The sequence below is a fragment of the Bacillus sp. MYb78 genome, assembly GCF_002975115.1.
In the GTDB taxonomy this organism is placed as follows: domain Bacteria; phylum Bacillota; class Bacilli; order Bacillales; family Bacillaceae_G; genus Bacillus_A; species Bacillus_A cereus.
The window spans coordinates 71046-89715 of record NZ_PCOB01000021.1; the positions used below are offsets into that span (position 1 = coordinate 71046).

The window sequence follows — 18670 nt, forward strand, 5'->3', positions numbered from 1 at the left end:
ATCCAAATATTATTTTACCATGTTAAGTTGTTTTATTCATTGAGAAATATAGTTTTAACCTATATTTAAAAGAATTATATCGATTTGAACCAACTAATAATTAGGGGGAAGCTGACATGCTGAGCTAATATTATACTATCCCCAGAACGGAAATTATGAGCAATATGTATATGAGTCACATATCAAAAAAAAAGACACTCTCAAGAGTGCCTCTCCTTAGCAGCCGAATCCGCCGCCCCAACAGCTAGCGCCAACGATGATTAATAAGATGAAGAGCACAACAAGTAAGGCAAATCCGCCGCCGAAACCACAGCCTCCACCACAACTACCTCCATAGCCCATATTAACTCCTCCTTCCATAAAGACCATTTATTAATGGATTTAATTTAATTTATGTTTTTAAGGATGAATGGAGCAGGTCCTTAAAAAAATAAAAGAACTTTGGAAGTTAAAAAGAGTTGACGACCTTATTTTTGTCACCGGTATTTCGTCTGCTACATATTGTATTTTATTCTGTGTATTGGGGGGAGGAGGATCTTATGGCTAATTCTGAGATGATTTTACGTTTACTTACGGATTTAAAGATTGAACAGCAAGCCTTAAAAGAGCAGTTGGAAAAAATACAAACAGCTGTGAATACTCTTGAAGAAAAATCAGCAATTGTGAAAGAAAAACCAAAGACTATTGAAGAAAAACCAGCTGTTGCTGCTGCAAAGCAAAGAGCTCATTCTGGACACCCAACATCTTTTCGTGCTTGGAGAGCATCTGCTCAAAGAAATTCATAAAAATATAAGAAAAGAAGACATCTAGTAAGATGTCTTCTTTTGCTTGTACAATCCAAATGAGTTAAGAAGGTATATCCATATTGCTTTAAAAATAAGAAGAAAATAACGATTGTCGACTCCTATTTTAGTATAGCGTATAATAATCTATATATTTATGTAATTTTACATAAATATATAGATTGTATAATATAAAGCGTATATATTTTAGTTGTCTGTTATTTGTTTTAATTCATTTATTCTTATTATTTTTTAAGAGCCCCAGTAATGGGGCCTTTTTATAATTGTGTTAAAGTGGAAACCCCTCAAGCATAAAGAGGGGTTACATAACTAGGAAAATAGTTATTTGTGTTTAATGAGATGAAGTTCAGGGTGTTGTTTTTGAATTTCTTCTAAATGATTTTCGCTTTTGCCTTTTAAATTTTGATCGAAGAAGCTAGTTACAAGTTTATTAATCAGTTTGTAGTTTGTGGCTACATCTTCGTCTGGTTCATTAATAATAGGTGAAAATGCTGCTAAATCTGTAAAACTAGTATGGTTTGTTTTTGGAATTACCACTGTGTACACGCCCGGTTTTTCAATCGTTTTATTTCTTAAATAGGATATTTCCAATAGTTCATTTTGGACTCCGGTTGTCTTTTGATTCTTAGCTTCTTTCATATAATGAATCGTAGCCTCAGCATTCATCAACATGAATGGTTTCTGAGGACCGTCTTTAGGCATTGGATCGCCAAACAATCCGCCATCCATATCAATTGCAGCTTTAATACGCGTATCCTTTACTAACATTTGTGCGGAAGTTGCTCCTCCAAAAGAGTGACCGAACATTCCAATTTTGTCATAGTTAATTAAGTCTGCAATAGTTTTAAAACTTTTATCGAAATTACCTTCTATTACTTCGTTTAAAACAAAAGTAGTATCCTGTTCCCATTTTTGAACTATGGTATTTAAGGCCGTAGGTGTATTTTCAATTGGTATAGAGTCTACACGGTTTCCGTTAGGGAAAATCGTTGTTGCTGCATATCCTGTGAAGTTAAGAGCAATGATTACATAACCTTGACTAGCTAGCTCTTCTAACTGGAATGTATTTTGTTGACCATATAATCCCATCCCATGGCCGAATAAAAGGAGGGGGAATTTTTCTTTATCTTGAAGGGGCTTAGCATCTTGATAAGAGTGTGTTTTTGTTAGCCCTAAATGTGTCGTTACGATATACGGTGCACCGTTTGTTACTGCCAATTGTTCAGCCAGCTCGTTTATGTTCTCAAAATAGGCAGAAGGATTCCCTGATCCCTTTTCGGCAGGATAGTATACTTGTATCATTAACTCACGATTTCCATGATTATTTGGTACAGTTGTTTCTTTTCGATTTGTATCAATTAAATGAAAAGCTTTCGTTCCTACTGTATATTTTCCAGTAGGCTCTGGGAGTGTTATGATCGGAAAAAGTAAAGGTAATGTAAACATTGCGATAGCAGTTACGATAATTCCTAAACCTTTTAAAACTTTCATCACTAACTTTTTAGAAACGGCTGTAGTTTTTGGTTTCAAAAAAACTTGTAATGTTAAAACGAACAATAAGAAATAGGCGGGAATCATGCGCCAGTTTGCACCAATTACAATGATGGTGACAAATAATAATGCATAATTTATTAGTAAAATGACTCCATTTTTTTTCGTCAAACCCCGTTTGATAAAGATGGGAATGATACTAGATAAAAGTAATACAGCAACAAAAATGATTTCTAACATTTTTAGCTCCTTTCCTAATCAATATAGATATAGATTGATAATTTACAACCTTCCCAATTATATAACTATAATTGATGATTGTATGCATGTAAGTAAGTTTAGAATGTTTTTATATGACATTTAAAAAAGTACTCATACGAGTACTTTTTCTTAAATGAATTATTATTTATTTTTAAACCGTTCCCCATAAATGATAAACCATACCGATAACAAAAAATGCTAGTCCTACAAACAAAACGATTAAAGCAAGCACTCCATTTTTATTATGTTCCATAAAATAAGCTCCTTTTTCATTTACTTACATACAAAAAGCCTTTAGTCGTAATTATGGCTAAAGGCTTTAATCTTCATACTTTGTAGTTTATAAAAAAGTTGCACTTCTGTATTAATCTGGAATATGATTATTTAAAGAGAAGGTGATGAGTACATGCAGGAAATAAAACAATTCCCGCTTATATCTGGAAATCCCTCATTAGATTTAGTAAATACAGAGCTAGTTAGGCGTGGACAACGTTATGATTTATTAATAACAAATGAAGATGTATTAGAATGGCTACATGTAATAAAGGTTAATTTTCCTTTTTGGAATGAAAAAACACTTATAGGAATTCAGAAGCGAATGGATCAAGTTACATCTAGCATATTAGAGGTAAGAGAAGTATTGAGAAAACAGTTTGAGGCAATTGCTGATCAGCAAGAAATTTCTAATGATTTTATTACGTATTTAGAAAAACAAATTGAGAAGGCACCATTTACATATAAAATCATTGAACAGCAGCTAGTATCTATCCCAGTTGGAGAAATCGAGGATGTACTCGCATCGTTAATTGCATTTGACGCTTTAACGTTAATAGCAGAAAATAAGCTTATTTCCCTTAAAAGGTGTTCAAATCCTGACTGTGTTTTATTATTTATAGATAAGAGTGGAAAACGAAAATGGTGTTCTATGAAAATATGTGGGAACCGGAAAAAGGTAGCAAAATTTCAGGATCGAAAATTTGAGGAAGTTTAGAGAATCAACTTATAACAGTTGATTCTTTTTTTGTATTTTAAAACTAACCCCTTAAATTAATATTTACAGGTTAGTTATGTCGAGTTATAATTGTTGGTAAATAAAGGAGGAGAACGATGGGTAATATAACAGCAACTAAGCAGAAAGATCCTCAACCAATAAGTGTACGATATTTTACAAAAATGAAAGGGAAAGGAAGAAGCCCATTACAAGTAAATGTAAAGGACTCTTTAACGGGACTACTAGGGGGATTTTTAACAATTCTTACCTTAACATATTTAACGAGCATAACCTCTACAGAATTATTAATGGCTCCATTTGGTGCGAGTTGTGTATTAGCGTTTGGAGTTTGGAATGCGCCATTATCTCAGCCGCGTAATATTATTGGAGGACATTTGATTTCAACTTTCATTGGTCTATCAATATATCATTTGTTTGGGAATGAATATTGGACAATTGCTTTAGCGGTGGGGATGGCCATAGCCGTTATGATGTTAACGAGAACGACGCACCCTCCGGCAGGCGCCGATCCGATTATCGTTATTTTAGGGGCAAATAGTTGGAGTTATTTAGTAACACCAGTTTTAATTGGCTCCGTTGTTATTGTAGTTATTGCTTTATTCATTAATAATATGAGTAGTAAAAGAAGTTATCCAACTTTTTGGATGTAGTTTGTGAAGTGAAAAATAATTTAAGTGAGTATTCTATTCTTACTATGTTTTATTTTTTATATAGTAAAAGCCTTAGTCGTAATTGCAGCTAATGGCTTGGGTTCTCATACTTTGTAGTTCATAAAGAAAAGACACTTTAAAGTGTCTTCTACAGATTTGAATTATTTAATTCATGTAATTAATATTCGTTAGCATAAAACTCTTTTATTAATTTTATTTCATTTGTATCTGGATTAAACTTAAATATTTTAATTTGATTCGATTCATCTTTGTATGCAAATGTATTCTCACCAACTTGGGTCATATTGCTGGTGTTTAAAATAGGATTGCTACCGTGATCAGTAATTTCCACAGTTTTCTCCCGGTCCCAGAATGCAATGACAATAATCAAAATGATAAGACATACCCGTATAAAACGTAATTCTCTTGCAACAGGATGTTCCATCTGTTTGTCTCCTTTACTGTTTGATAGAGTGTGTTTATAAAAGAGATAATTTCTAGGAATATAAATAAAAAAGACACCGTAAAGTGTCTTTTTTATTTTAGTTATGCGCATTACTTAATAAGACGCTAGTTCCTCAGTCTGGCTATGAGTAACTATGTAGGGTGATTTTATTATAACATTTTAACCAGTAATGGGTCTATATGGAATTTAATTGTTTTTATTTTTGATTATTCAGAACGATTAATTGGGTATTTGGATGAAGGAAGCAGTGACTTAACTTGTTTTAGAAGAGTGTTTAGATGAGCTTGATATAGATGAAGATTTAGATGCTATGTCTTACATTGGTCTTGCAGCAATATAACTGGAGAAAGGGGAGGGGGCTAATCTTGAGATTTGGAAAGAAGCTGATGTAGAAGATTATGAAGAGAGAGAGAAAGTTTTACATACATTAAAAGCACAACTGATAAAGTGTAGAGTTATATTTCCCTTTACACGAACATAACGGTATACTATAGTTAAGTTAAGTAAACTTAACTATTGAACGAAACGAAATAAAAGCATGGAGGAATAACGCTATGACTAGAACGTATAAAGAAGTAATTAATGAAATGAACCGAGCTTATAATGAATTCTACATTTTACTATTCCAGGAGTTAAAAGATGAGTTCGGTCTTACAGGACAGCAAGAGAGCATGCTATTTCATATTAATTTAAATGAAAACACGACAGCAAATCACATTGCGACTACTTTTAATATATCAAAAAGTGCCGTTAGCCAAGTTTTATCTAAATTGGAGAAACAGAAGATGATTTCAAAACAAGTAAACCCTAATAATAAACGGGAGTATTTTCTTACACTTGGTCCAAACGGTAGTAAGTATATAGAGCGGTTGTCGGAGTTAGATAATGTATTAATTGAGAAATATTTTTCTAAAATCGATATAAACGCCCTAGAGCAAATGACAGATACGTTAACGAAAATAAATAAAGTGATATTGGAAGAAAAACAGAAAGATCTTGATTGTAATGAGTAAGAACGTAGATGAAGCAATTAGTAGAAAGGAGGAGAAGTGTATTATGAGTTTCATACCAAATATGATTACGATAGCAAATTTTATATGTGGGCTTTTAGCTATTTACGCTGTTTTCGTTCACGATATTTATTTGGGAGCAGTTTTTATTATTACGGGTATGTTGTTTGATTTTTTTGATGGCATGGTTGCTCGGAAACTTGATTCTGTTTCAGAAATTGGTGGAGAGTTGGACTCATTTGCGGATTTAGTTACTTTTGGTGTGGCACCGTCTATTCTTGCATATAGTGTCGCGTTAAAAGATTTGCAGTCTATCGGGATGATATGTGCACTTGCTTACAGTATTTGCGGAATGCTTCGGCTTGCAAGATTTAACACACAGCAAAGCAAACTCCCGACCTTTATCGGCATGCCGATTCCATTTGCGGCAATGTGTCTCCTCATTTTATGTTTTTTAAAGAATTCAGTTTCCGTGGCGTTTGGTACATGCGTACTCGCTTATTTAATGGTGAGCAAAATCAAATTCCCTCATTTTAAAAAAGATATAGCTGAAAGCTTGAAGCATGGAAGATTGGATTGATGATACGGAATTACAATGAGAAAGATAAAGGAGAATAACATGATTCGTATGGCACTAAAATCGTTTAACATACAAATGTATTGTTTGCTAGGCGTAATGTTATTGGGATGGTTGCTGACACCTTTTTCAGCCCAGTTTGTAGGGATAAGCATTGGCCTTTTGGTGAGTATGTACTGCGCCTGGATTTTAGGAAGGCGTATTGAAAAGTTCGGAGATAGCATTGTAAAAAAAGAAAAAGCACCGATGCTCGGAATGATAAATCGATTCGCAGCAGCAATACTCGGTGCGATTATTATGTATGAAATTGAACACGATGAATTCATGTGGACATTCGCTGCTGGAATTATGGGTGGGTATTTCTTGGTTATTATTAATTTGGGGTATTACAGTATGAGGGATGCGGAGGAATAAAGTTTCACTTTATTATAAAGAAAAGACACCCATATAAGAGTGTCTTTTCTGATAGTTTTTTAGCAGAAGCAAGAAGCTCCAACGATGATTAATAAAATAAACAGTACAACTAATAAAGCAAATCCTCCAGCAAAACCGCAGCCTTCGCCGCAACTACCACCAAAACCCATAATAGTTCCTCCTTTTAATAAGAGGGGAAAACAAGGGTACACTCATGTATTTTAACGGATTCAAATTACTTTATGTTTTTTACGCAATAATTGAGCAGGTCCTTTGGAAAATAAAAAAAGACACCCTAAGGTGCATTCTTCCGATTGGAATCATCTTAATTGTATTGCGTCGTTATCATATAAGAAAAAAAGACATCAATTAAGATGTCTTTTTTTCTTTGTAAATTGGTGTTAAGAAGGTAACTTATTGCTTTTAACCTATGAATAATATAACAATCATCGAGTAAGTTTATTATAGCAGCGATAAATAGGATTTTTATATGTAATATTACATATATATAGATTTATTTATGTTTTATTTGTATATTTTAATTGTCTGTTCCTTGTTTTAATTCGTTTAGTTATATTATTTTTTGAGTGCTCCAGCAATGGAGCCTTTTTTTAGTATTCTATTTTGATGATGTTCCATAAAATTAGCATCTTTTAAGGCTGTTTTTATATAAAAAGCCTTTAACTTGTATTTATAGCTAAAGGCTCTGAGTGTCATACTTTATAGTTTATAAAATCTTATAAGAAGAATAACCAGTATTTTATATAGAATTTATCCCGCTATTTGCCGGGCTGCCCATAAACACCCGATTGGTGAGAGCTGATTAAAGTTTCACTTTATAATGTTTTTTATCCAATTTGGAACTGAAATGTACTAGCTTGATAATGAAGCTAGGTTATTAGAAGTGAAAAATTTTAGTTTTATTATAATTAATAGAAATGAAAGTAGTGTAAATATAAATCCACTCCAAATAAGTTGGTGAATACCTAAGTTTGAAATGAACCAGCCTCCAATAGTTGTTCCTAGAGTAATTCCGAGATTTGAGAATGAAACGAATAGGCTATTACCAAATTCGGGTGCTTCTCTTGCTTCACTTATTAACCATGTTTGACCAACAATTAATCCACCAGCATGCACGATTCCCCAAATGAATACCATGAAAATCATTGGAACAAGATAAGAACCTAAGTAATAAACCAATATGTAAACAATAGAATATAAAATGGGGAACGATATTACTGTATTTACTATGCTTCTTTGCAAGAGACTACCAAATAAATGATTGCCTAAAATCATAACTATACCAAATATGAATAGCATGATACTGATGAGCGATCCATTCATGGAAGTTACTTTTGCAAGGTATTCGGCGAAGTAGCTGTATACGGAAAACATGGCTGCAAAAAGGAATGTGACAGTTAAAATATTTAACCATAATCCTGGTTTGCCGAGTATACGAATTTGTTTGCCGAAAGACATTTTTTCTTTAACGGGCATAGAAGGAAGTGAGATTAGTATTCCAATGAATGCAAGGGCGTTAATAAACGCTCCGAATAAGAAAGCAACTTCTAATGAAAATTGATCTGCAAGGTAAGAGGTTAATGGTACACCTAGTGCAAAGCCAACCGTAATTCCCATGAAAACTTTTGTAACCGCTTGACCACTCTTTTCAGGAGGGACAAGTTTAGCAGCAGTTACAAGAGCGATTGAAAAGAAGAGTGGGTGAAGTGCTGCAGGTAAAATACGAAAAATAAGCATGATTTCAAATTGTGTTGTATAAGCGTAAATTATATTTGAAATAACAAAAACAAAGATTGCTATTAATAAAATTATTTTACGATTAATACTAGAGACGAGCAGAATTAAAAACGGACCAGAAATAGCAACGACTAGTGCGAATATACTTACTAAAAATCCTGCTTGTGCAGTTGAAATGTCAAATTTCTGAGTGATTTGTGGTAATACACCGACAATACCCATCTCGGTAGTAATAATTCCAAACACCCCTATTGCTAGTGTAAGAATAAGTAAAGGACTTACTTTTTTCATTTGTAAAACTCTCCATTCTTCTTATTATTTTGAAAGTGAAATCGATTTATTAACAAAGAAATGAGCATGATTGGATGTCAATAGTATTAGAATTATGTAATGTTAACCACAAAAACAGATATCTAAATAACTAGATATGATGTGTTGAAAAAAATGCTCCTTTCTATGTTTCTTGCTTTTATAGGTAGCGAAGTTTTAAAAAGAATGTATTAGGCGGCTATATAAAAGCAGAATGTGTGAAAGCAAATAATCAATTGGTAGGTTGATTATTTGCTTTCACTTTATAATTCATTTTGAACGTATTCAGAAAACGCTTGTATTGTTTTTTCATTTCGACGATAATATGTCCATTTTCCAATTCGGTCAGAGTCTAGTAGTCCTGCCTTTTTCATAGTTAATAAATAACTAGAAATAACCGATTGGGCTAAGCCAGTTTTAAGCTGAATATCTCCTACACACACTCCAATCTGAAAATTAATCCCTTGTTCTAAATAAGGTTTTTCGTCGAAATGGTTTTCTGGATTTTTTAACCATGATAAAATTTGACATCTTGTGTCATTTGACAATGCTTTATAAATTAATGAAGGTTCCATAAGGATATTATATCTACTTTTATAGATTTGTAAATGGGTTTGTGTGATTTTAAGGGAAGAAGGTATAGTTGATCTCCTCGAATAGGAATAAGGTGCTCTTGATCTGTATCCTTTGTAAAGGACATTCTAAAAAAAGTTAGGCAACCTAAAAAAGATGATTTCTGTATGCAAACAGGAGTCATCTTCTTTAAATTCTATTAATAGCAAGAGTGATTATAGTACGTCATATATTTCTTAATTTCATGTTTTAACTGAACAAACGAGTCACATGATTTTATATATGCTTTATCGGTTAAAGTACTACGAGGATTACGTGCAAAAATGATAGTATTGTTAGGTTTAAGCATGTTGTTGCCTAGCTATCAATGGCGGATGCCTAAGAAGAGTAATAATAAAGCCCAACTGAAGATTTAAGAAAAATTTTATGTTTACCCCACTCTTTATTTTAAAAGTTTTTCCTATCCTATAAATGAGTTACATCATGAAGGAGACTAAAAAAGACAAAGTCATAGATGAAAATGTAAAGTTAGGGGATTCCACATGCATACAGGAGTTTTGATTAGTTATTTGTATACGTATTTTTTTACGATTATTTTTTGTATTGTGTTTCAAATTGGGTTTTATTTTAAAGCGAAAAGAAATATATCTATCTGGCATTTTCTATGGGTATATGTTTTTCTATTCTACCTTTCGCTAGTGTATAAGGTGACGCAAATCGCGACTGTATGGGATATAAGTAGATACGAAACGTGGATTCGTGTAAGTCAAATCAATTTGACTCTATTTGATACGGCAGGTAGTACTACGTATCTTTTGAACATTGTACTGTTTATGCCGTTAGGTTTTTTATTACCGACTATTTGGCCGCACTTTAGAAAAATGAAAAACACCGTATGTGCAGGATTTCTTTTTTCATTGGCAATTGAGTTAAATCAATTACTAAATAATAGAATTACAGATATTGATGATTTATTTACGAATACCCTCGGGGCGATTATTGGGTATTTATTATATAGAGCTTTTAAAATGATATTAAGAAGAGAGGGGAAAAAGCTTGATACCAACTCTTCTCTAGTTATAAAATACGAGGCTGTTTTTTGTTTAGTGTGTTCATTTGTAGGGGCGATGTTAATTTATCATCCAGCTTTATTTGGAAGACCTGTCATCATTCAGTGAGGTGATTACGAATTTCTTTTGAACGTTCGTGCGATAGTTCAATTTGTAAAAAGCCTTTAACTTGTTATAGTTAAAGGCTTTTATCATCATGATTTTTACTTACCAATTACCCACTCTAACATCCGCTTTCAACCACTTCACCCAATCCAAATCCTCTACCTTAAGCAAACTGAGCGAAACACCCTTCATATCTAAAGAAGTTAACAACGTACCAACCTTTACGAATGTAACTTGTAAGCCTTCCAATTCACACAAACGGCGAATGTCATTTGCGAAAATGTATTGTTCCATTAATGGAGTTGCGCCGAGTCCATTAATGAGGATAGCGAAGTTATCTCCTTTTCTCCAGCGATAAATGCTTTTTAGTTTGTTCATCAGTTCAATCGCTAATATTTCAGAAGAGGATAGTGCTTCTTTACGGTAACCTTTTTCTCCGTGAATGCCGACGCCATAAAACACTTCATCATCGTTTAATGTGAATGAAGCTTTTCCTTTTACTGGATCGTTGGCAGGGGAAAGGGCAACTCCTAATGTGTGTAAGTTTTTGATGACAGCTTGCCCGATTGTTGTTAGTTCTTCTAAAGAATGTCCACTCTCAGCGGCCGCACCTAATATTTTTTGGACGAAAACAGTGCCAGCTACGCCGCGTCTTCTTTTATTAAAGGAAGCATCATCTTCAATTGAAATATCGTCATTTACGATGATATGGTCAACTTTTCTTCCTTCTTCTTGAGCAATTTGCTTTGCTGCTAGAAAGTTTTCTACGTCATCTTTAAAGTTTTTGATGATGAATAGTATACTTTTATCTTTTGGTATGAGGCGAGTTGCCGCCGCAATTTGTTCCACTGTAGGCGGAGTGAAAATACTGCCGTTTACTGCCGCTGTAAGCATACCTTTTCCTACATAACCAATATCAGCAGGTTCATGTCCGCTACCACCGCCGCTTACAATAGCGACGTCTTGCTTCATTTTTTCGATATCTTTTACATAAATGATGTTATTTGTTTCATCGTAATTTACTTTGTCGTTATGTTCAAAATAAAAGCCATGCAGCATATCTTGAACGATATTTTGTACATCATTCATAATCTTTTTCATTGCTTTTGCCACCCTTTAATTACTTTGCTGATTGCTCAAGTAATAGTAGTAATTGATTGTTTATCATATTTTTCATAAGAGAAGACATAACGGATGGATCTACTTCGCACTTGCTTTCAATCCAATCTTTTATCGTTCCAACGAAGCCGTGACTATAAAAGGAGGCAATCGTATTTTTGGTCTCATCAGAAAGGCTGAATCCACAGCTCACAGATAATTCATCAATAATCTTCATATATAAGTTTTTCGTATGCTCAAATAAATAGTGATTAAACGAGTTTTGCTCAATGACTTTAAAAGCATTTCGGTAAAATTTTTGATTTTCATAAAAGTAATCAAATAATAAATCGAAAATGTTTTCCCATTTTTCATAATCGAGAAAGTCTATAATATTTTCTTTCGTTTCTTCTCTATAAATCCAGCTTAATAGTTCAAATTTATCTTTAAAATGATAATAAAAAGTTTGCCTACGCATTTGACAGTGTAACATAATATCGCTCACTGATATTTTATGAAACGACTCTGTTTCCATTAAATACTTCAATGAGTTCGCGATTATCTTTTTAGAAATTATAGAAGAGGTCATCTGAATCATCCCTAGAATGTTATTAATATAAAAATCCTATCTATAAATGAGAGCGGTGTCTTTAGACAGATTGTCCATTTTGTCCGTTTACTATAAAACGCTTTCATTTTAACATGAGTAGTAAGAAGAAGATTTCAAATATATCACAATATATTAAAGGAATTGAGGGAGAACTACAATGAAAAAGATTATAAACAAACCAGAAACATTAGTAATGGAAATGTGTAACGGAATGGTTATGGCTCACCCAGAGCTTGAGCTTTTGAAAAAACATAAAGTAATTAAGAAGAAAGAAATGAACGAAAATAAAGTAACGTTAATTAGCGGCGGCGGTAGTGGTCATGAGCCGGCACATGCAGGATTAGTCGGAAAAGGAATGTTAGATGCGGCAGTGTGCGGAGATGTGTTTGCGTCACCTTCACAAATTCAGGTATATCAAGCAATTAAAGAAACAGCTAGTAAAAAAGGTACGTTATTAATTATTAAAAATTATAGCGGCGATATTATGAATTTCAAAAACGGTGCGCATTTAGCGACGGAAGATGGAATTGAAGTCGACTACGTAAAAGTGGACGATGATATTGCGGTAGAAGATAGCCTATATACAGTAGGACGCCGCGGCGTTGCGGGAGTTATTTTAGTTCATAAAATTGCCGGCGCAGCAGCGGAAGCAGGTATGGATTTAGGAGCGGTGAAAGCTGTAGCAGAAAAAGCAGCGGCTAACGTGCGCACAATCGGTTTAGCGTTAACGTCTTGTACAGTTCCAGCGAGCGGATCACCTACTTTCACACTTGCGGAAGATGAAATGGAATACGGCGTAGGTATTCACGGCGAACCAGGAATTAAGCGTGAAAAAATGCTGTCGGCTGATGAATTAGCTAACCGTATGACAAATGATTTAATGAAAGATTTAGGAGTAAAAGATGGCGAGGAAATCGCACTTCTAGTTAACGGTTTTGGCGGAACACCACTGCAAGAACTTTACTTATTTAACAACGCCGTTACGAGAGAACTAGCTGCAAGAAACATTAAAATTAATAGAGTATTCGTCGGTAACTATATGACAAGTATTGATATGGCTGGTATGTCTTTAACGGTAATGAAGTTAGATGACGAGCTAAAAACATTACTATCAAAAGAATGTAATACACCAGCGTTTAAAGTAGATGGACCAGTTGAAAGTGTAGAGTACGTGAATGTACTTGAAGAAACAGAAGAGAAGGAAGTTTCCTTTGAACTAGAAACAGCGGAAGAGCACGCTGTGATTAAAAATAATGTCATTACATTAAACAACATGATTTATCTCGTTGATAAAATGAGCGATATTATTATTAAAAATGAAGTACCGTTTTGTGAGTTAGATACACATGCAGGTGACGGCGACTTCGGAATGAGTGTTGCAAAAGGATTTAAGCAATTAAAACGTGAGTGGCATTCTATTGTAGAACAAGAAAACGTAACGATCGGATCATTCCTTGACGGTTGCTCCATGATTATTATGGAACATTGCGGCGGCGCATCTGGTCCAATTTGGGGCGGAGCATTCCGCGCAGCTAGTAAAGCAGCGGGCGAAAAACGTGAGCTAACAGTGAAAGAATTCGCTGAAATGTTGCAAGCAGCACTGCAAGGCATACAATCTATCGGAGAAAGATCGTTCGGTAGAGGAGCAGTAGTTGGTGATAAAACGCTTGTTGACGCACTTGCTCCATGTGTAGACTCTTGGTTAGATAGCGCCTCAAACGAAGTCGACGTAAAAACTGCCTTTGAAAAAGGTGCAGAAGCAGCGGTTAAAGGAGCAGAGTACACGAAAGAAATCGTAGCTCGCATGGGCCGCGCTGGTACAGTTGGCGAAAGAAGTTTAGGATATCCAGATGCAGGTGCACATGCGCTTGGAGTTATCTTTACGGAGATTGCGGGTAGTTTGAAATAGGAATTAGAAAGTCCCCTCTGCCTTAAGGTGGAGGGATTTTTATATAGTTGATATGTAGAAGACTTCTTTCGGTTCTTTCTCAGTAAAATATGAGTTTGTTACTGTTTTTGATAAAATCTTATTTCAAAAATACAACTAATATTTCTCAACATTAATATATTGAAAATAGTTAGAATATTTAAGATAATCATTTGTGAAGAAGTAAATTATAAAAAAAGGGGGAATTTATTTTGTTACGTCGTTTATCTATTTGTACAGTACTAACAGCTTTTATATTTACTTTATTTACATTTAACGGCTCTGCTTTCGCGGCTACGAATGCTACTGAAAATGAAAATGTAGTAGCAGCTTGTGCAAAGGGAGGTACGGTAGGTGTATATGGTGCAAAGATGCGCAGTGGTTATACTGTCGATTCACCTGTCTTACATACATTTAATGATGGTACGAAAATTACTGGAACATGGGTAACTGGTGAATATGTTCAAGGTCATTACAGTAATTCTAAACAGTGGTTAAAAGTTACATATAAAGGGATGACAGGTTATGTATCCCATACAACATTATATAACGTTTGCTCATAAAACTATGTACCATAATAGCTTTGGATATATTGAGCTAATCTCTTCTAGAGATTAGTTCTTTTTTATCTCTTAGTTTTTAATGGGGCATTTTTTGAAAAAGACCAACGATTCATTAAATCGATGGTCTTACGTTTATATAGTATTCATTTGTATCTATATCAAATTTTTCATTGCTTTTTGCTTATTTTAGACTTAGTTTGTTTGTGATTGCAGCTTATCAATTTTCCAGTATGTTTGTAGGGGGTCTAAAGAGCTTTCAATATAAAACATATATTCATCTACGGTATGTGGTACTTCAAAAGCTATTTTCAATTCTACCGTTTCATTTGGTTTAACTTGTATATCAGAAGGGTTTTGATCAAGCACCTTTCCTTTATAGATTTTTCCGTCTTTTTCATCTTTTAAGTTATATTTTAATTCTGATAGTCCAATCGTTTGACCTCGTACATTTTTTACAGAGACATTAACAATGACGGAATCGTTGCTAGCATTTAAATATGCACTTTGAACAGCGGCCAAGTAATAGCCTCCCTTAACACTCTCGCCAACTAATAAAATACCTTGTTCCAAGCGGCTCATCTCTTCTTTTTCTTCAAAATTTATTAATTCTTCATTTTCATTTTTTGCGGTTGGTTCTTCTATTGGACCATTTTCAACGGCACTATCTGTTTTATCTTGTGTGCAAGCAGCCGTAACACTGACTAATACTAGAATGAAAGTAAGTAATATAGATAATTTTCTCATAAAATTTATCTGTCTCCTTAAGTTTCTCAATTTTGTGCAGCTATACATATAAGATTAACATAATGTCTCATTATTGGCTCAAAATAGGGGGTCTTTTAGACAACTTATTCTTTTTACTTTTAATATACATTCGATTGGTTCTCGCGATATTTGTTAATCTTTTAAAACATTGGCTTAGTAATACCGAGGGTTATTATAGATATATTAATCATGTAATTTGTCCATATCAAAATGAACGTTTTTTGCATCTAATATATTGTAAATATATTTTATTTTGAAAGGATGTGATTATATGGCCCATAAATCTACTGGAGTGTTTCGAGTTCCAGTCTCTGAAAATGGGATTATTCCAACTGCTCTCAACATTATGTTAAACAATGATTCACGTTGCCATACTAGTAATGTAACGGTAACTGTTAAGAGAAGTCGAAACACTTTTTTCCCAACTCAAAATGAATTAGTTGAAATCTCTCGTACTTTTGTTTCTTTAGAACCAAACAGAACAACTAAGATTGTGTTATTTACTCCAGAATTCCAAATAGAAGATTTTCTTGATGTCATCATTAGTGGAAATAAAGAGGATGTTAAGGATGTTCTTGTATATTCTTTCTTAGCAGATTCAGTAGGTCATAATCTGCCATCTACTGTTTTCAGAAATGCAGAATACACTTTTGCTTGCTGACACAGTGATGATGTATTCTTTACTGTCGTATATCTGAATTGAAATGTTGCAAACAGCACTTCAAGGCATATAATCTATCGTTGAAAGATCATTCGGCAGAGAGCGGTAGTTGGTGAAAGAAGTTTAGGATATCCAGATGCAGGTGCACATACGCTTGGGGTTATCTTTACGGAAATTTTAGGTAGTTTGAAATAGAAATTAAAAGATCCCTTCTACCTTAAGGTGGAGGTATTTCCTTAATATTGTTTTTTAATATATATTGCTAAATATGTTCCCATAATTCATTCTATTGTATTGAGAATAATGTCATCTACATCAAAAAAACGGCTTATAAAAGGAACTAGTATTTGAAGGAGTTCCACCTCAAACATACTCCTATGCATATAGGTATGTTTGAGGTGGATTTATTAACGAATTTTATATATAGCATGAATGAAAATGGGATAAATAAAACAATGTTTCCTATTATGTTTTTAAGAATTAATTGAGCAGGTCCTTGTAAAAATAAAGAAAAGACACCAAAAGGTGCCTTCTGCCAACTTAAATTATTTTAATATTAGCGTTTTAAGTTTAAAAGCTATAGGGATTTTTTCTGTGGGATTTGTAAGTAGTTTTTACGAAATTATGAGTGTTTTTTATTTTGTAATTCAATAAGTTCATCTGGTAGCATTTTTGTATAATATTCTTTTTCTGTTAGTTCAAATATAAATAATGCTTTTTTCCAGTTATAAATAACATCTTCTACATTATGTTGTTTAATTTTTAATAACAACTGACCTTTTAAATAGAATAGTTCACCTAATAGGTATAACGTATTTAGATTAATTGCTAATTTGATGCCCTTATCAATGTATTTTATTGCCTCTTCATGTTGATATGTGAAGTCCAAAGATTTTGCTAAATTTAACATGATTTTCAACTTAATTTCTTTATCTCTAGGAAAATCTAACTTATTAAAATTACTTAAACATCTTTTTAATATATTAATACTTTTTTCATATTCTTTATTTTCCGCATAAAATATAGCCATTGTTTGCATAATATCTATTTCTCTTTCTGATAAAAAATCAGAATTAGTTAAAGTCAGTTTTAATGCATTATTTAAAAAATCTAAAGCAGTTTTTAATGATTTATCCACCATAAATATAGCAATTGCTTCATGCCATATTAGAAATTGTTTCTCTTCTTTTGTTTGAAAATTATTTAAGTTTTTCTCTTTTTTCACTATTTCATAAAGTTCTTTATATTGTTTTTGTTTTAAGCAATCTTTTATTACAAATTTTACATTTTCTATATATTTTAATTTTTTGTTTTGAGTTAGTGCAAATATATTATTTGGATTAATACCAAGTCTTTCTGATAATTGATATAACAATATGCTAGATGGATAAATCACACCTTTTTCGATCTTACTAATTTGACTTTGTGAACATATTCCGTGACATAAGTCGGATTGTGATATATTTTTTTTAATTCTAAGTTCTTTAATGGTAATACCCAAATCGTTAAATTCCATTTTCCCCACCTACTATTTAACACTTTATTAGTATGATATTCTCTAACCTTAATGTAATGTAAAATTAATATAGTTGCAATTATTGTTTTAAAGGGCTTATCGTTTCTATAAGATGGTGAGATTTTTTTATGTACAAAAAAAGACACCAAAAGTTCCTTTCGCCGACTTGGACCACGTTCATTTAATATAAACCTATCTGTATTTTCACATGCTTCTCTAATCCCTCTATTTTACATTTGATAAAATAAAATCCTAATATTACCAATAATTAAATAAATATTTCTACATATTCAAGATATTTACATAAATTACAAAAGTGATACATTTAAGTTGTAAGCTATAAAAACTATTAAAGGGGGATTTATTATGTTCAGGAAATTAGTAGTAGGAGCAGTAGCAACAGGTATTGCATTAACAGGGGGAATTGGTGCAGCTTCAGCTGATACGCAAAAAGCTGTGAGCTCTCCGAAGCAAGCAACATGCTCAATTCCTTATGAGTATTCTAATGGTAAATTCAAAAGAACTCTTTATTACTCAAATGGAGTATATGCTAATAGTTTTAATGAAAATGTTTGTGGCGGGACGATTACGTGGTACTTAAAACATGTTCAAAATGGAGTTGCTTTTTACGAAGGTAATTTAAAATAGTAGATTTTTTGAACCTCATTTATTGAGGTTCTTTTATTTTTAGTTTTTAAACTGATTCTCTATAAAAAAGACACCCTAAGGTGCTTTTTGCGATTTGATCCATTGTAATATGGTATTGAATGCCAGTCCGATTATTATTTTACAATGTTAAGTAGTTTCGGTTATTGAGAAAAAATACAACTCATTGTTTGAATGCAAAAAAGCCCTAGGGGGACTAGGACTTTTTGCTAGAATGAATAAGATTTAAAAAAGGACTTATATAACGTAACATATGAATGTTCCGTAAATGTATCAAAAAAGTGAACAAAAGCGTTAATTTTAATAAAAATGTAAATGTCAAGATAAACATGTACATTTTCGCTTGTTTAAGCATGTACAAAATC

21 protein-coding genes and 3 pseudogenes are annotated in these 18670 nt (G+C 33.0%); 13 read left to right on the forward strand and 11 right to left on the reverse strand.

Annotation, left to right across the window (positions count from 1 at the left end; translation table 11 throughout):
• Positions 1-216: 216 nt before the first annotated feature.
• The gene (locus tag CQ064_RS26815; RefSeq protein ID WP_000540377.1) at positions 217-342 is read right to left on the reverse strand and encodes a YjcZ family sporulation protein; all 126 of its coding nucleotides are present in this window, start codon (positions 340-342) and stop codon (positions 217-219) included.
• 197 nt (positions 343-539) lie between these two features.
• Here CQ064_RS26815 and CQ064_RS26820 point away from each other — a divergent pair, with 197 nt between their 5' ends.
• Positions 540-785: a hypothetical protein gene (locus CQ064_RS26820; protein WP_000013671.1), complete on the forward strand. Its 246-nt coding sequence runs from the start codon at positions 540-542 to the stop codon at positions 783-785.
• 339 nt (positions 786-1124) lie between these two features.
• Here CQ064_RS26820 and CQ064_RS26825 read toward each other — a convergent pair whose 3' ends face one another.
• A complete protein-coding gene (locus CQ064_RS26825; RefSeq protein WP_000889697.1) occupies positions 1125-2534 on the reverse strand; it encodes an alpha/beta hydrolase family protein in 1410 nt (469 codons plus the stop codon).
• 427 nt (positions 2535-2961) lie between these two features.
• Between CQ064_RS26825 and CQ064_RS26835 the strand changes: the two genes are divergently transcribed.
• Positions 2962-3546, forward strand: a complete 585-nt coding sequence (locus CQ064_RS26835) for a CGNR zinc finger domain-containing protein (RefSeq protein ID WP_001156084.1) — start codon at positions 2962-2964, stop codon at positions 3544-3546.
• A gap of 116 nt (positions 3547-3662) precedes the next feature.
• The gene (locus tag CQ064_RS26840) at positions 3663-4217 is read left to right on the forward strand and encodes an HPP family protein (RefSeq protein WP_000526931.1); all 555 of its coding nucleotides are present in this window, start codon (positions 3663-3665) and stop codon (positions 4215-4217) included.
• A gap of 178 nt (positions 4218-4395) precedes the next feature.
• Here the strand turns inward: CQ064_RS26840 and CQ064_RS26845 are convergent, their stop codons facing one another.
• Positions 4396-4662: a YmzC family protein gene (locus CQ064_RS26845; RefSeq protein ID WP_000400967.1), complete on the reverse strand. Its 267-nt coding sequence runs from the start codon at positions 4660-4662 to the stop codon at positions 4396-4398.
• A 219-nt stretch (positions 4663-4881) separates the two neighbouring features.
• Between CQ064_RS26845 and CQ064_RS34195 the strand changes: the two are divergent.
• The 4 genes and pseudogenes from CQ064_RS34195 to CQ064_RS26865 all read left to right on the forward strand — a co-directional run bounded on the left by CQ064_RS34195 (position 4882) and on the right by CQ064_RS26865 (position 6684).
• A pseudogene (locus CQ064_RS34195) lies at positions 4882-5164 on the forward strand (MarR family transcriptional regulator).
• 73 nt (positions 5165-5237) lie between these two features.
• Positions 5238-5696 (forward strand): MarR family winged helix-turn-helix transcriptional regulator, encoded by a 459-nt coding sequence (locus CQ064_RS26855; protein WP_000198940.1) that lies wholly within the window; start codon positions 5238-5240, stop codon positions 5694-5696.
• Positions 5689-6273, forward strand: a complete 585-nt coding sequence (gene pssA / locus CQ064_RS26860; protein WP_024928015.1) for a CDP-diacylglycerol--serine O-phosphatidyltransferase — start codon at positions 5689-5691, stop codon at positions 6271-6273. Before CQ064_RS26855 ends, pssA begins: the two co-directional genes overlap by 8 nt.
• Before the next feature lie 39 nt (positions 6274-6312).
• Positions 6313-6684: an ATP synthase subunit I gene (locus CQ064_RS26865; protein ID WP_000620576.1), complete on the forward strand. Its 372-nt coding sequence runs from the start codon at positions 6313-6315 to the stop codon at positions 6682-6684.
• 59 nt (positions 6685-6743) lie between these two features.
• Here the strand turns inward: CQ064_RS26865 and CQ064_RS26870 are convergent, their stop codons facing one another.
• From CQ064_RS26870 to CQ064_RS34200, 4 genes and pseudogenes are all read right to left on the reverse strand, one after another.
• Positions 6744-6854, reverse strand: a complete 111-nt coding sequence (locus CQ064_RS26870; protein WP_000505669.1) for a YjcZ family sporulation protein — start codon at positions 6852-6854, stop codon at positions 6744-6746.
• 703 nt (positions 6855-7557) lie between these two features.
• Positions 7558-8733, reverse strand: coding sequence for an MFS transporter (locus CQ064_RS26875; protein WP_000757907.1), 1176 nt, complete (start codon positions 8731-8733; stop codon positions 7558-7560).
• Between the two features lie 281 nt (positions 8734-9014).
• Complete coding sequence (locus tag CQ064_RS26880; protein WP_000433731.1) at positions 9015-9326, reverse strand: ArsR/SmtB family transcription factor; 312 nt, start codon at positions 9324-9326, stop codon at positions 9015-9017.
• A 197-nt stretch (positions 9327-9523) separates the two neighbouring features.
• Positions 9524-9622, reverse strand: a pseudogene (locus CQ064_RS34200) (TetR family transcriptional regulator); the annotation flags it as partial.
• A 244-nt stretch (positions 9623-9866) separates the two neighbouring features.
• On the opposite strand from CQ064_RS34200, the gene CQ064_RS26890 reads away from it, so the two are divergent.
• A complete protein-coding gene (locus CQ064_RS26890) occupies positions 9867-10502 on the forward strand; it encodes a VanZ family protein (RefSeq protein ID WP_000556850.1) in 636 nt (211 codons plus the stop codon).
• 99 nt (positions 10503-10601) lie between these two features.
• Here CQ064_RS26890 and dhaQ read toward each other — a convergent pair whose 3' ends face one another.
• Positions 10602-11600, reverse strand: a complete 999-nt coding sequence (gene dhaQ, locus CQ064_RS26895; RefSeq protein ID WP_000723372.1) for a DhaKLM operon coactivator DhaQ — start codon at positions 11598-11600, stop codon at positions 10602-10604.
• Positions 11601-11619: 19 nt separating this feature from the next.
• On the reverse strand, positions 11620-12186 hold the full coding sequence (gene dhaS / locus CQ064_RS26900; protein WP_000204213.1) for a dihydroxyacetone kinase transcriptional activator DhaS: 567 nt from the start codon (positions 12184-12186) through the stop codon (positions 11620-11622).
• Between the two features lie 178 nt (positions 12187-12364).
• Between dhaS and dhaK the strand changes: the two genes are divergently transcribed.
• Complete coding sequence (gene dhaK / locus CQ064_RS26910) at positions 12365-14116, forward strand: dihydroxyacetone kinase subunit DhaK (protein ID WP_000720701.1); 1752 nt, start codon at positions 12365-12367, stop codon at positions 14114-14116.
• A gap of 230 nt (positions 14117-14346) precedes the next feature.
• Positions 14347-14697: an SH3 domain-containing protein gene (locus CQ064_RS26915; protein WP_000946191.1), complete on the forward strand. Its 351-nt coding sequence runs from the start codon at positions 14347-14349 to the stop codon at positions 14695-14697.
• A 192-nt stretch (positions 14698-14889) separates the two neighbouring features.
• On the opposite strand, the gene CQ064_RS26920 is transcribed toward CQ064_RS26915, so the two are convergent.
• Positions 14890-15441 carry a DUF4352 domain-containing protein gene (locus CQ064_RS26920; protein ID WP_001228903.1) on the reverse strand — a complete coding sequence of 184 codons (552 nt, stop codon included), beginning with the start codon at positions 15439-15441 and terminating at the stop codon, positions 14890-14892.
• A gap of 292 nt (positions 15442-15733) precedes the next feature.
• On the opposite strand from CQ064_RS26920, the gene CQ064_RS26925 reads away from it, so the two are divergent.
• Positions 15734-16123, forward strand: coding sequence for a hypothetical protein (locus CQ064_RS26925; protein ID WP_000940659.1), 390 nt, complete (start codon positions 15734-15736; stop codon positions 16121-16123).
• A 108-nt stretch (positions 16124-16231) separates the two neighbouring features.
• Positions 16232-16318 (forward strand): annotated as a pseudogene (locus CQ064_RS34205) (DAK2 domain-containing protein); the annotation flags it as partial.
• Positions 16319-16745: 427 nt separating this feature from the next.
• On the opposite strand, the gene CQ064_RS26940 reads toward CQ064_RS34205, so the two are convergent.
• Entirely contained in the window at positions 16746-17639 is an 894-nt protein-coding gene (locus CQ064_RS26940; protein ID WP_000395459.1) for a helix-turn-helix domain-containing protein, read from the reverse strand.
• Positions 17640-18005: 366 nt separating this feature from the next.
• On the opposite strand from CQ064_RS26940, the gene CQ064_RS26945 reads away from it, so the two are divergent.
• Positions 18006-18287 carry an LCI fold-containing protein gene (locus tag CQ064_RS26945; protein ID WP_000488870.1) on the forward strand — a complete coding sequence of 94 codons (282 nt, stop codon included), beginning with the start codon at positions 18006-18008 and terminating at the stop codon, positions 18285-18287.
• Positions 18288-18670 lie beyond the last annotated feature (383 nt).

What these genes read in the sequence shown, in the direction of transcription:
- CQ064_RS26815 (WP_000540377.1), bottom strand. Translation starts at nt 342, where the DNA reads ATGGGCTATGGAGGTAGTTGTGGTGGAGGCTGTGGTTTCGGCGGCGGA.
- CQ064_RS26820 (WP_000013671.1), top strand. Translation starts at nt 540, where the DNA reads ATGGCTAATTCTGAGATGATTTTACGTTTACTTACGGATTTAAAGATT.
- CQ064_RS26825 (WP_000889697.1), bottom strand. Translation starts at nt 2,534, where the DNA reads ATGTTAGAAATCATTTTTGTTGCTGTATTACTTTTATCTAGTATCATT.
- CQ064_RS26835 (WP_001156084.1), top strand. Translation starts at nt 2,962, where the DNA reads ATGCAGGAAATAAAACAATTCCCGCTTATATCTGGAAATCCCTCATTA.
- CQ064_RS26840 (WP_000526931.1), top strand. Translation starts at nt 3,663, where the DNA reads ATGGGTAATATAACAGCAACTAAGCAGAAAGATCCTCAACCAATAAGT.
- CQ064_RS26845 (WP_000400967.1), bottom strand. Translation starts at nt 4,662, where the DNA reads ATGGAACATCCTGTTGCAAGAGAATTACGTTTTATACGGGTATGTCTT.
- CQ064_RS26855 (WP_000198940.1), top strand. Translation starts at nt 5,238, where the DNA reads ATGACTAGAACGTATAAAGAAGTAATTAATGAAATGAACCGAGCTTAT.
- pssA (WP_024928015.1), top strand. Translation starts at nt 5,689, where the DNA reads ATGAGTAAGAACGTAGATGAAGCAATTAGTAGAAAGGAGGAGAAGTGT.
- CQ064_RS26865 (WP_000620576.1), top strand. Translation starts at nt 6,313, where the DNA reads ATGATTCGTATGGCACTAAAATCGTTTAACATACAAATGTATTGTTTG.
- CQ064_RS26870 (WP_000505669.1), bottom strand. Translation starts at nt 6,854, where the DNA reads ATGGGTTTTGGTGGTAGTTGCGGCGAAGGCTGCGGTTTTGCTGGAGGA.
- CQ064_RS26875 (WP_000757907.1), bottom strand. Translation starts at nt 8,733, where the DNA reads ATGAAAAAAGTAAGTCCTTTACTTATTCTTACACTAGCAATAGGGGTG.
- CQ064_RS26880 (WP_000433731.1), bottom strand. Translation starts at nt 9,326, where the DNA reads ATGGAACCTTCATTAATTTATAAAGCATTGTCAAATGACACAAGATGT.
- CQ064_RS26890 (WP_000556850.1), top strand. Translation starts at nt 9,867, where the DNA reads ATGCATACAGGAGTTTTGATTAGTTATTTGTATACGTATTTTTTTACG.
- dhaQ (WP_000723372.1), bottom strand. Translation starts at nt 11,600, where the DNA reads ATGAAAAAGATTATGAATGATGTACAAAATATCGTTCAAGATATGCTG.
- dhaS (WP_000204213.1), bottom strand. Translation starts at nt 12,186, where the DNA reads ATGACCTCTTCTATAATTTCTAAAAAGATAATCGCGAACTCATTGAAG.
- dhaK (WP_000720701.1), top strand. Translation starts at nt 12,365, where the DNA reads ATGAAAAAGATTATAAACAAACCAGAAACATTAGTAATGGAAATGTGT.
- CQ064_RS26920 (WP_001228903.1), bottom strand. Translation starts at nt 15,441, where the DNA reads ATGAGAAAATTATCTATATTACTTACTTTCATTCTAGTATTAGTCAGT.
- CQ064_RS26925 (WP_000940659.1), top strand. Translation starts at nt 15,734, where the DNA reads ATGGCCCATAAATCTACTGGAGTGTTTCGAGTTCCAGTCTCTGAAAAT.
- CQ064_RS26940 (WP_000395459.1), bottom strand. Translation starts at nt 17,639, where the DNA reads ATGGAATTTAACGATTTGGGTATTACCATTAAAGAACTTAGAATTAAA.
- CQ064_RS26945 (WP_000488870.1), top strand. Translation starts at nt 18,006, where the DNA reads ATGTTCAGGAAATTAGTAGTAGGAGCAGTAGCAACAGGTATTGCATTA.